Origin of the sequence: Aureimonas sp. AU12, assembly GCF_001463705.1 — a bacterium.
Lineage (GTDB): Bacteria > Pseudomonadota > Alphaproteobacteria > Rhizobiales > Rhizobiaceae > Aureimonas.
This window is the reverse complement of the sequence record NZ_BBWH01000040.1, coordinates 64,017-75,526: the sequence shown is the minus strand read 5'-3', so window position 1 is coordinate 75,526 and position 11,510 is coordinate 64,017. Positions and strand designations below refer to the sequence as shown.

The following is an 11,510-nucleotide window of genomic DNA, read 5'->3' as shown; positions in this document are numbered from 1 at the left end:
GCAGAGTTAAGGCGCGGGTCGCTCCGAAGGCGGCACCGGCGAGACGGCCTCGTTTGCGGGCTCAGGCGCGGGATCGTAGCGCAGGAGAAAGGTCCAGGCGCTGTAGGCGGCGATGCCGAGCGTGAGGAAGCTCCAGGTCGGATCGCCGCCGAACCATTCGACGCCCGCCCATACGAGGCACACCACGACGATGGCGATCCGCCGCCAGAGCGGACGGAAGAACGGATGGTTTCGATCCTTCATGGCGGCGACCTTCGGCAAAGCAGCAAGGACCCCTGGACGCCAGCGGCCGGTGCGATCGCCCCTTATAGCCTGCGCCCGCCCGCCTGCACCATCGGGCGAGCCAATGCGCGCAATCGTGAAGGGCCGGGCGGCGAGCGTGACGCGGCCCGCCGCCCGGAGCCTCTACTGGAAGAGCTGCAGGGCGTTGCGCAGCGTCATCACGACGCCCCAAAGCAGCGGGATGCCGACGAAGCCCCAGGCGAGGGCGATCTTCAGGGGGCTGGTGGTGTTCGTCTCGGGCGCCATGGTCTCTCTCCGGTTCGCGGCGGGCATCAGGCGCGCACCGGTTCGGCGGGCAGGTGGTGCCTGGCATCCACCGGCGTCATCATCAGGTTGAGCACAAGGCCGACCGCGAGGAGGCCGGCCATGATGTACATGGTGACCGTGTAGGCGTCGGCCTTCGCGACGCCCTGGTCGATCTGGTACTGGCGGATGTAGTTGACGAGCACCGGCCCGGCGACGCCGGCCACCGACCAGGCGGTGAGAAGACGTCCGTGGATGGCGCCGACATAGCGGACCCCGAAGATGTCCTTGAGATAGGCCGGGATCGTCGCGAAGCCGCCGCCATACATCGACATGATCACGGCGTAGAAGGCGACGAAGAGGGCCACCGAGCCCATCCGGCCCGACGACGGCACGAGCGCATAGAGCACGACGCCGAGGGCGAAGAAGATCATGTAGGTGGCGCGCCGGCCGATATAGTCGGAGGTCGAGGCCCAGACGAAGCGTCCGCCCATGTTGAAGAGCGACAGGAGGCCGACGAAGCCGGCCGCGGCCGCCGCCGTGATGACGCCCGGAAACATCTCCTGGATCATCGCCGAGGCCTGGCCGAGCACGCCGATGCCGGCGGTCACGTTGAGGCAGAGAATGCCCCAGAGGAGCCAGAACTGGCGCGTCTTCATCGCCTCGTCGACGTGGACGTTGGCGGCGGTGACGAGGCCCGACGAGGTCGTCTTCGGCACGTAGCCTGCCGGCGCCCAGCCGGGACGCGGCACGCGCACGATGGTGGCGCCGACCATCATGAACAGGAAGTAGACGATGCCGAGCGTCACGAAGGTCTCGAAGACGCCGACGCTGCTGGGCGAGGCAAACCGGCCCATCAGCCAGACCGACAGCGGCGAGGCGATGAAGGCGCCGCCGCCGAAACCCATGATCGCCATCCCCGTCGCCATGCCCGGCCGATCGGGAAACCACGTCATCAGCGTCTTCACCGGCGAGATGTAGCCGAGCCCGAGGCCGGTTCCGCCGAGCACCCCGTAGCCGAGGAAGACGAGCCAGAGCTGGTGCGTGGAAATGCCGATCGCGGCGACGAGGAATCCGCCTCCGAAGAAGGCCGCGGCCGTCGCCATCGTGCGGCGCGGGCCGACCCGCTCGACCCAGGCGCCGCCGAAGGCCGCCGAGAGCCCGAGAAAGACGATGGCGATCGAGAAGATCCAGCCGATGTCGGTCAGCGCCCAGTCGCCCGGTGCCGGCTCGGTGATCCCGAGAAGCTTCGTCATCGGCAGGTTGAAGACGCTGAAGGCGTAGGCCTGCCCGATGCAGAGATGGACGCAGAGCGCGGCCGGGGGAACCATCCAGCGATTGAAGCCGGGCTCCGCGACGGTTCTCTCGCGCGACAGCCAGCCGGCGCGTGTTCCGTCCTGTGTGATCGATGCCAAGATGTAGGTCCTCCCGTTTGGCCGGGACGGTTTCATCTCGGGCGGGAGGTCTCAATGGCGAAACCGGGTCCTGCACATCGACGTGATCGCTTCTCGGCGGAAAAGATCGCGTGCGTGACGGTCTCGCACCGCAGTTCGTGCTGCGGTGCGAGAGGAGTTCGATCTCAGCTGGCGGGAACGGCCACGCGCGACGGCGCGGATGGGGCCTCGCGGGCCGGCGTCTCGCGCGCGGCGACCTCGGCCCCAAGCCGGCGGCGCCAGGCCTCGGAAGCGCGGATCACCGGCTCGGGATCGATCTCGAACGGCGTCGAGAGCAGGCGGCTGGCGCGCACGCGGTCGCCGAGCTTCGGGTCGCCGGTCAGCGAGATGAAGAGAGGCGCCACGAGCAGCGGGATGGCGATCGGGCAGACCCAGAAGAACAGTTCGAAGGCGTAGAAGAAGGTGGTGAACAGGAGCGCCGCACCGGCGATCACCATCCACCACGAGCTCTGGAAGGCCGGCCCGAGCGGCAGGCCCTCGTCGTCGCGGTCGGTCGAGGGCCAGCCGCTGTCGAGGCCGAGCAGGATCTCGGCCACCGCCTTCGACTGGAACATCATCATGATCGGCGCCAGCGCGCTGGTCATCGCCAGTTCCAGCGTCGCGCCCATCAGCACCGTCACCACACCGCCGAAGGTCTGCCCGCGCCGCGAGAAGGCGGTGGAGAAGGCGATGAGGGTCTTGGGCAGGAGGAGCAAAAGGAAGATGCCGAGCAGCAGCAGCAGCGCCTTGCCGGTTTCGGGCTGCGGAAACACCGGAAACAGCGAATCGGCCGGGAAGTAGTTCGGCTGCGGTCCCATGATCGGATCGAGCAGCGAGACGATGAGGAACATCAGCCAGATCGGCGAGGCCGCATAGGCCATGATGCCGGAGATCATCGAGATCCGGCTCCAGAGCTGGATGCGGGGCGCGGGGATCAGCCGTCCGTGCTGCAGATTGCCCTGGCACCAGCGCCGGTCGCGCTTGGCGTATTCGATGAGGTTGGTCGGGGCCTCCTCGAAGGAACCCTGCAGGTCGGGATCGACGCGCACCCGGAAGCCGGAGCGGGCGAGGAGCGCGGCCTCGACGAAGTCGTGCGAGAGGATGTGGCCGCCGAAGGGCGCCTTGCCCGACAGGTTCGGCAGGCCGCAATGATCGGCGAACGCCTTGGTGCGGATGATGGCGTTGTGGCCCCAGAAGGGGCCTTCGCGGCCCTGCAGAGAGGCGATGCCGCGCGAGAAGATCGGCGAGTAGAGCGCCGCCGAGAACTGCAGCGCGCGGCCGAACAGGGTGCGGCGGCCGATGATGAGCGGCTGGGTCTGGAGGAGGGCGAGTTCGGGATCGGCATCCATGCGCGCGACCATTTCGAGCATCGTCTCGGGCCGCATCAGCGAGTCGGCGTCGAGGATCAGCATGTACTCGTAGGCGCCGCCGCTGTTGGTGACGAAGTCGGCGATGTTGCCGGCCTTGCGGCCGGTGTTCTTCGTACGGTTGCGATAGAAGATCTGGCCACCGCATTCGAGCGCTGACGCGACGAGGAAGGTGGCGCGCCGCTCGGCGACGACGCATTCGGGTTTGGTGGAATCCGACAGGACATGGACGTCGAAATTCGACAGGCGGCGGATCGACTGCAGCCCCTCGATCATCGCCGCGACACGGGCCAGCACGGCCTCAGCGTCCTCGTTGTAGACGGGCATCAGGATCGCGGTGCGGCTGGTCGAGCGGCGCGCGGCGGGCTCGGCGGTCCAGCGCACGCCGCGACGCGAGAAGATGCCGACCACCGCGGTGTTGAAGCCCCAGGCGAGCCAGAGACAGCAGACGATGAGGAGAAGCACCTGCACGACATGCAGCCATGTCGTGCCGTTGGCGGTGATCACCACGGCGAAGAGCACGCCGGCGACGACGGCCAGAATGACGGCGGCGATGGCGAAGAACAGTCTACCCAGTGCAATCACGGCCGGTCTCGCTCGGTGGGTCTCATGTCGCCCGCGCCGGTCGGGGCGGGCGATGGCTTGGAAAGGGTCGCGGTCGCCAGCGCGATCAATGCGCGCCGCCGGTTCCGTTCGTCAGGTGCTCGCGCAGGATCGGCTGCACCGGCATCTCGAGCCGCGAGCGCGGCGGCGGCAGCACCAGCTTGCGCAGGAAGGCCAGCGCCTTGCGCTTGCCGAGGCGTGCCGCCTCGATCACCACCTGCGGCTCCGGCCCGGTGCGACCGTCGAAGGCGAGCCGTTCGGCGATCGCCGCCAGCACGTCCTCTTCCGACAGATCCGGGCGTCCGACGAGGGCGCCGACCGGCCGCGTGTCGAAGAACCGGTCCACCGCGTGGCCCGGCTCGGCCGGTTCGGCGAGCGCCACGGAGGCGCCCGGTCCCTGAGGCGGTAGAGTGCGGACCATCACGGGCGGCCGGTCCACTGGTAGAGCCAGGTTTCGCTGACGATGCGCTGGTTGAACGACAGCTTGGCGCGCAGCTCGACCGGCGTCGCGTCGAGCTTCTCGAGTTCGATCGACAGGCGCCAGCCGCCACCCGGCAGGCGCGCGATGCCGCTGTGGACGAGACGCGCCGTCTCCGGCACGTCGACGATCGGCGTGATCACCGCATCGGCGGGCAGGTTGGCGGCGGTACCTCCGGCGAAGTTGATCTCGAAGCGGCGCAGCGCCGTGTCGGCGGTGTCGGCGCCATTGCCGCCGACCCCCGCATAGGTGCCGGCGACGATCGCCTGATGCGTCTGCGCCTCCTCGAGGAAGCCCCAGTGCATCCGGTAGCGGAACTCGAACTGCGAGCCGGCCTTCGGCTTCTCCTCGGGCACCCAGAAGGCGACGATGTTGTCGTTGACCTCCGACTCCGTCGGGATCTCGACGAGCTGCACAAGGCCACGGCCCCAGTCGCCCATCGGCTCGATCATCAGCGAGGGGCGAAGCTCGTAATGGGCCTCGACGTCCTCGTAATGTGAGAAGTCGCGGTCGCGCTGGAGAAGGCCGAACATCTTCGGCGAGGTCTCGCCGAAATAGGATAGGGCGAGCTCGTCCGGGTTCTTCAGGGGGCGCCAGAGCCGCTCGCCGTTGGGGCGCAGCAGGAACAGGCCGTCGCTGTCGTGGACCTCGGGGCGGAAGTCCTCGCGCCCGTTATGGTCGTTCTCGCCGAAATGATACATGCTCGTCAGCGGCGCGACGCCGAGCCGCTCGACCTCGTTGCGGAAGAACAGGCGCGCCACGACGTCGATGATCGTCTGCGTGCCCGGCTTCAGCGTGAAGGAGTAGGCGCCGGCCAGACTCGGGCTGTCGAGCTCGGCGAAGATCTGGATCGTCTCCTCGCCCGGCTGCGGCTTCACGATGTAGAACGAGGTGAAGCGCGGGAACTCCTCGGCCGCGGCAGTGGCGGTGTTGAGGGCAAGGCCCCGGGCGGAAAGCCCGTAGCGGTTGTCCATGCCGAGCGCACGGAAATACGAGGCGCCGAGGAACGAGACGAGCTCGTCGTAGAGGTCGGGCCGGTCGAGCGGAAAGTTCAGGCGGAACCCGGCGACGCCCGGCAGCTGCAGCGACTGGTAGTTCGACGGGTCGAGCGGCGCCAGGAACTCGAAATTCGCGCCCGAGAAGACCTGCGGCTGGAACTGCGTGCCGTTGCCGATGAAGAGCTGCGTCGTGTCCTTGTAGAGGAAGCCCGGGAAATAGGCCTGCATCTGGAAGTTCAGCGCTTCGTTGGCCCAGATCGTCTGGTCGCGGCGATAGAGGATGCGGCGATAGCCGTCGTAGTCGAGATCCTCGATCGGCTGGGGCAGCGTGTCGGTCGGCGGCTGGTAGGCGACCGCGGCGCGGTTGCGCATCGCCGCCGACAGCGCGTCGAAGCTGAAGGCGTTGAGATCGACCGACGTCGGAGGCGGTGCGGCCGGTGGCGGGGCGGCCGGCGCATCGGGCGCCGGCACTGCCGGCGCCGGCGCTGCGGCCGGCTCCTGGGCGCGGGCCTGCGACCACAGGAGCGCAAGGGTCCCGCTCAGGCCGTATTTCAACAGGGTGCGTCGCGAGGGAGGCGATGATCTCATCACGGAAATGGCAGTCTTCTTCCTGTTCGTCGGCGCGCGACCGTGAGCATATGCGAGATGGCCGGACCTGCCTAGCATGCCCGTTCGACCCACCGTGATCGCTCCGGCCGCATCCTTGGAGCGCCGGGAACCCTTCGCCGCTCCCGTGTCGCCTGTCAAAGGTCTTAAGCCGCAGGGAGGCAGCAGAAATGTGACGATCCACCGTCATTTACGGATGGTGCGTCTCCAGTCTGTTGGCTCGAAGCGCGTACGCGCTCTCAAGCGAGCCCACGACGATGCTTTAGCGAAGGCGTCGAAGCTTCGTGGCGAGAAGCCCGTCGGCCTGCTGCAACGCCGCCATCATGCGCTGGTAGTCGTCGGCGACCATCGATGCGGACAGTTCGCCCTCGAGCTTGCTCCAGATGCTGCGGATCTGGAGTTTCATCGCCTCGCCCCCCGGCGTCAGCGACACCATCGTGCGCCGCGCGTCGGCGCTGTTGGAGGCGCGCTGTACGAGGTTCTTCTCGATGAGGCGGTCGAGCATCTTCGAAACGGTGGACGGGCGCACCGCAAGAAGCTCGGCCAGCGCCGAGACGCTGACGGCCTCACCCGGCTCCAGTCGCACGATCAGCTGATCCTGGCCGGGGTGAAGATCGATCTCCACGAGAAGCAGCGCCAGATAGGCGCGCGTGGACTTCGAGATGGAGAGAAGCGAGGGCACGAGACCCCCGCCCGTGTCCGCTGGCGACGCGGAAGCGGTGGCGATATTCTGCACGGCGATGTCCGAGGGGCTGAGGCGTTCGTTCATTCTCATTCTATGCCCGACGCCAGCCGGCATGCGCATTAAACCATTTATAAGCTGGCCAACGATTCTACCTCCAAGCCCTTTGGCGCCAGTGGTTACAGCCTGCGCGGGTGGGTTGCGCGGGGCGTCTCGCTGGCGTCCGCCAGCTTTCAAGCGGGTGCCAGTCTGTGGAACCGTCATAGGTGAGAGCGGCGCGAACCTGAATGCTGAGCGAGGAAGTTGCTACGCGCCGTCGCCCATAGTTTCGAGCACTGACGGCAATCGGGTTCGATGGGTGGAAGGAGCGATGCTTCGCCGTGACCCCGGCCGGACTGTCGGCGGCTCATGATGGAGCACTGTATTCGAAGCGTTGCTGGAAGAGGATGCCCAAAACCGGTCTCGGCTAAGACCTGTGCTGTGGATAAGGGGTTCGCCGCCTCGGCGGCCGCGTCACGGAATATGACGTGCCTCATCCGATTCCGACGCCGTGGCAACTTGCCGCAGGAAGGCCGCAAGCAGGCGATCGCCATCAGGCGTCAGGATCGATTCCGGATGGAATTGGACGCCGAAGGTCGAATGCTGGCGGTGGCGCAGCGCCATGATCTCGCCCTCTCTCGATCGGGCATCCACATGGAGCGCGTTCGCCATCGCCGCCGTCTCGCGAACGATCAGCGAGTGGTAGCGCCCGGCCACCATCGGCTGGGCGAGGCCGGCGAACAGCCCGGCGCCGTCATGGCGAATGTCCGACGCCCGGCCGTGCATCGGCTGGACGGCGCGTTCCACGGAGCCGCCGAAGGCCGCGCCGATGACCTGATGCCCGAGGCAGACGCCGAGGATCGGGAGAACGCCCGAAAAACGCCTGACGACGTCGAGCGAGATGCCGGCTTCAGTGGGGCCGCAGGGGCCGGGCGAGATGACGATCGCCTGCGGGGCCAAAGCGGCGACAGCGTCGCAATCGATCGCGTCGCTGCGCACGACATGGGGCTCGGCGCCGAGCCGCTCCAGGTAGCGCGCGAGGTTGAAGACGAAGCTGTCGTAATTGTCGAGGACGAGAATCATCGACCGGCGGGCACCGGCGGGCGGAAGGCGGCGAGAATCCGCTCGGCCTTCGTCTGCGTCTCCCGGTACTCCGCCGCGCCCTCCGACAGGACCGTGACGCCGCCGCCCGCGGCGAACCGCACGGTTCCCGCCTCGAACGTCACGGTGCGGATGGCGATCGACAGGTCGGCATTCCCCGTCGCCGAGAAGGCGGCGACCGAGCCGCAATAGAGGCCGCGCAGGCGTCCTTCCTCGCGCGCGATCACCATCATCGCCTCGATCTTCGGTGCGCCGGTGATGGAGCCGCCGGGAAAGGTCGCCGCCACGAGCGCGCCCGGCCCGAGATCGGCTTTCAGCCGGCCGGTCACGACGGAGACGAGATGATGGACGCCGGCAAAGCTTTCGAGGCCGCAGAGCGTCGGCACCTCGATGCTGTCGCCCTCGCAGACGCGCGAAAGGTCGTTGCGCGAGAGATCGACGATCATCACGTTCTCGGCGCGGTCCTTCTCCGACACTGCCAGCGCGCGGCCTAGCGCCTCGTCCTCCCGCGGGTCGGCGGATCGGCGCAGCGTGCCCTTGATCGGCCGGGTCTCGACGGCGCGGCCGCGCAGACGCAGGAAGAGTTCGGGCGAACTCGACGCGATCGTGCACCCGGGGCGTTCGAGATAGGCGGCATAGGGCGCCGGGTTCTCGGTTCGCAGGCGCCGGTAGAAGGCGAAGGGGTCGAGGCCGGGCGGGCAGGGGGCCGCGATCTCGCGCGAGACGTTGGCCTGGAAGATGTCGCCGCGCAGGATCGCCTCGCGTACCCGCTCCACCATCGCGGCATAGGCGGGTTCGTCGCGGTCGCTGCGCCAGTCCGGCTCGGGTGTGACTTGCGGGGCGTGCGCCGGCGCCGGGCGCGCCAGTGCCTCGCGGAAGAGGGCAAGGCGCTCCTGCGCCCGGTCGCGGCGATCGCTCCGCGGCGAGGCGGCGTCGAGCGTCGCCGAGAAGCCGGTGGCGACGAGCCGCGCCGATCCGTCCGTGTGGTCGAGGACGAGCGCGGTGTCGTAGAGGCCGAGCGAGACGAGGGTGCGCGTGGGATCGAAGCCGGGGGCCTGCGTCCGCGGTTCGGCCCAATGGCCGGCCTCGTAGTCGATCACGCCGAGAAAGCCGCCGGCGAACGATGGCCAGCCGGGTTCGGGCGCCAGGCGGTAACGGGCGAGGAGCGCGTCGAGGGCTTCGAAGGGAGCGCCCGCCAGCGGTTTGCCGGCAAAGCGCGCGCCGTGTCCGTCGGCCGTGAATTCGGCGCAGGGCGCGGCTGCGAGAATGCTCATACGCCCGTTCGCGCCGCCGGGCACGGCGCTGTCGAGAAAGGCCAGCCCGCCGAGCGCGCGAAGGCGCGCGGCGGCTTCGATCGGATCGGGGCATTCGACGGGTTCGGACCACATGGCCGATCCCATGCCCCAGCCGGGATCGTTCGTCAAAGCGGCGCCGCGGCGCACGGCAGCCCGTGTGCCTGCGGCGACCGGCCTTGCCAGGCTCAGCCGACGCCGGTGGGTCCGTCGATGACGATGCGCACGCGCCGGATGAGGTCCTGGCGGCTGTAGGGCTTGTTGAGGAGTTCGAACTCGCTGCCGCCCGCATCGGAGCGCTCCAGAGACGCCTCGGCATAGCCTGTCGTCAGCAGCACCTTCAGCTTCGGCAGGCGGCGCCGCGCCTCGCGCGCCAGCACCACGCCGTTCATGCCGCCGGGCATCACGAGGTCGGAGAAGAGGAGATCGATCGGCGTGCCCGCATCGATGCGGTTCAGCGCGCCGCCCGGCGTGTTCTCGACGAAGACCGTGTAGCCGTACTCCTCTAGCATGTCGCGGGCGAGCTCGGCGACGTCCTCGCGGTCGTCCACCACGAGCACCGTCTCGGTGCCCGGCCGCTCGCTGGCGCGAACGCGCTGCAGCGACTTGACCTCGTCGCCGAAGGCCATCGGGAACAGGAGCTCGACGCGGGTGCCGCGTCCCTCCTCGGATTCGATCCGCACCGTGCCGCCCGACTGCTTGGCGAAGCCGTAGACCATCGAGAGGCCGAGGCCGGTGCCCTTGCCCTCCTCCTTCGTGGTGAAGAACGGGTCGAGGACGCGCGCCAGCACCTCGCGCGGCATGCCGCTGCCATTGTCGGTGACGGAAACCGAGACGTACCGCCCCGGCGGAAGATGGGCGGCATTGTCGCGGTCGGTGGCGGTGATCTCGGTGTCGCCGGTGCGGATCACCACGGTGCCCCCGCCCGCCGCCGCCATCGCGTCGCGGGCGTTGATGAGGATGTTCAGGAGGGCGACCTCGGCCTGCGTCGGGTCGATCCGGCAGTTGGGCAGGGTCTCGTCGAGTTCGGTGACCACGGTCACCTGCTCGCCGAGCGTTCGCGTCGCCATGTCGCTCATGCCCGAGACGAGCGTGTTGAGATTGACGAGCCGGCCCTGCAGGCGCTGCTTGCGAGCAAACGCCAGGAGTTGCTGCGTCAGCGTCACGGCGCGGCCCGCCGCCGTGCGGACGTTGCCGACGGCCCGGTCGAGCCGGTTGCGGTCGATCTCGGGCTTTTCGAGCCCGTTGGCGATGACCTCCAGATAGCCGGTGACGACCTGTAGCAGGTTGTTGAAGTCGTGGGCGATGCCGCCCGTCAGCTGGCCGAGCGCCTCCATCTTCTGGGCCTGGCGCAGCGCGTCCTCGGCGTCGCGTCGGCGCGAGACGTCGAGCTGCGAGCCGAAGAAATAGACGAGGTTGCCCTGCGGGTCGTAGACCGGCGAGATGAACAGCGCATTCCAGAAGGAGGTGCCGTCCTTGCGGTAGTTCAGGATCTCCGTCGCCATCTCGCGCCGGTGCTTGATCGCCTCGCGCACCTCGTCGACGGTTGCCGGGTCGGTGTCCACGCCCTGCAGGAACCGGCAATTGTGCCCGACGATCTCCTCGCGCGTGTAGCCGGTCATCTGGAGAAACGCCTTGTTGGCGAAGACGATCGGGTTGTCGCTCTGGCGCGGATCGGTGACCGTCATCGGCATGCGCGTCGTCTCGACCGCGGCGAAGAAGATGTCGCTCTGCGTGTCGATCTGCGAAGGCGAGTCCTTCGAAACCGTCGGCCGGGGGCCCTCGAAGGGGATGTTGTCGTCTCGCGCGTCGCTCATGAAAGCCTTGTGATGTCGTTTACTTCCCCGCCGGGAAAGGCCTATGCCTCACCGACACACGAAGGTCCCGAGGAAACCGGGCGTCCTCGCGGACGGCTTCTAGATATGGATGGCATGCGGCGATGACAGGGTCCGAACAAGAGCCGACGCGTTTGGGCAAGGTGCTTCTCGTCGAGGACGATCCGATGATCCGCGCGCTCACCGCCGAATGGATCGAGGACGCCGGCTTCGAGGTGCGCGACGTCGGCGATGGCCAGGAAGCGCTGGGCTGCGTCGAAGAGGGCGAGCACTTCCACGCCGCGATCCTCGACGTCAGCCTGCCGGATATGGACGGATCGGCGCTCGCTGGGCGGTTGCGGGCGGTCCTGCCGGCCTTGCCGGTGCTGTTCGCCACCGGAAACCCTAATCTCCTCGACGGCACCGATGGCCCGCCGACGGGAACCGAGATCCTGCGCAAGCCCTATTCCGCGACCGATCTGCACGCCGCGCTGAAGGGGCTGCTCGCCCCGTCCAGCCTTTAGCCATCTATGGAAAAACTCGGCGAGAAGCGCCGGGTTCGCCGCTCGGCT

The 11,510-nt window shown here is 68.2% G+C and carries 11 protein-coding genes; 1 reads left to right on the top strand and 10 read right to left on the bottom strand.

The genetic code is table 11. From position 1 onward, the window contains the following. Positions 1–6 precede the first annotated feature (6 nt). The 10 genes from AUL33_RS15945 to AUL33_RS15905 form a co-directional block, all read right to left on the bottom strand. Positions 7–243, bottom strand: a complete 237-nt coding sequence (locus tag AUL33_RS15945; protein ID WP_062210284.1) for a hypothetical protein — start codon at positions 241–243, stop codon at positions 7–9. A 162-nt stretch (positions 244–405) separates the two neighbouring features. Then, positions 406–528, bottom strand: a complete 123-nt coding sequence (locus AUL33_RS22950) for an oxalate:formate antiporter (RefSeq protein ID WP_192843201.1) — start codon at positions 526–528, stop codon at positions 406–408. A gap of 26 nt (positions 529–554) precedes the next feature. Continuing rightward, on the bottom strand, positions 555–1,931 hold the full coding sequence (locus AUL33_RS15940) for an OFA family MFS transporter (protein ID WP_374754444.1): 1,377 nt from the start codon (positions 1,929–1,931) through the stop codon (positions 555–557). Between the two features lie 173 nt (positions 1,932–2,104). After that, entirely contained in the window at positions 2,105–3,964 is a 1,860-nt protein-coding gene (gene mdoH, locus AUL33_RS15935; protein ID WP_082652654.1) for a glucans biosynthesis glucosyltransferase MdoH, read from the bottom strand. A 31-nt stretch (positions 3,965–3,995) separates the two neighbouring features. Further along, positions 3,996–4,310: a hypothetical protein gene (locus AUL33_RS15930; protein WP_156419443.1), complete on the bottom strand. Its 315-nt coding sequence runs from the start codon at positions 4,308–4,310 to the stop codon at positions 3,996–3,998. A gap of 38 nt (positions 4,311–4,348) precedes the next feature. Continuing rightward, positions 4,349–5,992, bottom strand: a complete 1,644-nt coding sequence (locus AUL33_RS15925) for a glucan biosynthesis protein (RefSeq protein WP_244492282.1) — start codon at positions 5,990–5,992, stop codon at positions 4,349–4,351. A gap of 280 nt (positions 5,993–6,272) precedes the next feature. After that, entirely contained in the window at positions 6,273–6,779 is a 507-nt protein-coding gene (locus AUL33_RS15920) for a MarR family winged helix-turn-helix transcriptional regulator (protein ID WP_082652653.1), read from the bottom strand. Positions 6,780–7,205: 426 nt separating this feature from the next. Further along, positions 7,206–7,814, bottom strand: coding sequence for an aminodeoxychorismate/anthranilate synthase component II (locus tag AUL33_RS15915; protein ID WP_062210276.1), 609 nt, complete (start codon positions 7,812–7,814; stop codon positions 7,206–7,208). Continuing rightward, a complete protein-coding gene (locus tag AUL33_RS15910) occupies positions 7,811–9,220 on the bottom strand; it encodes an anthranilate synthase component I family protein (protein WP_062210547.1) in 1,410 nt (469 codons plus the stop codon). The genes AUL33_RS15915 and AUL33_RS15910 overlap by 4 nt, the downstream gene beginning before the upstream one ends. Before the next feature lie 92 nt (positions 9,221–9,312). Next, on the bottom strand, positions 9,313–10,941 hold the full coding sequence (locus tag AUL33_RS15905) for a hybrid sensor histidine kinase/response regulator (protein ID WP_062210273.1): 1,629 nt from the start codon (positions 10,939–10,941) through the stop codon (positions 9,313–9,315). Between the two features lie 122 nt (positions 10,942–11,063). Here AUL33_RS15905 and AUL33_RS15900 point away from each other — a divergent pair, with 122 nt between their 5' ends. Continuing rightward, positions 11,064–11,462, top strand: coding sequence for a response regulator transcription factor (locus tag AUL33_RS15900; RefSeq protein WP_082652652.1), 399 nt, complete (start codon positions 11,064–11,066; stop codon positions 11,460–11,462). Positions 11,463–11,510 lie beyond the last annotated feature (48 nt).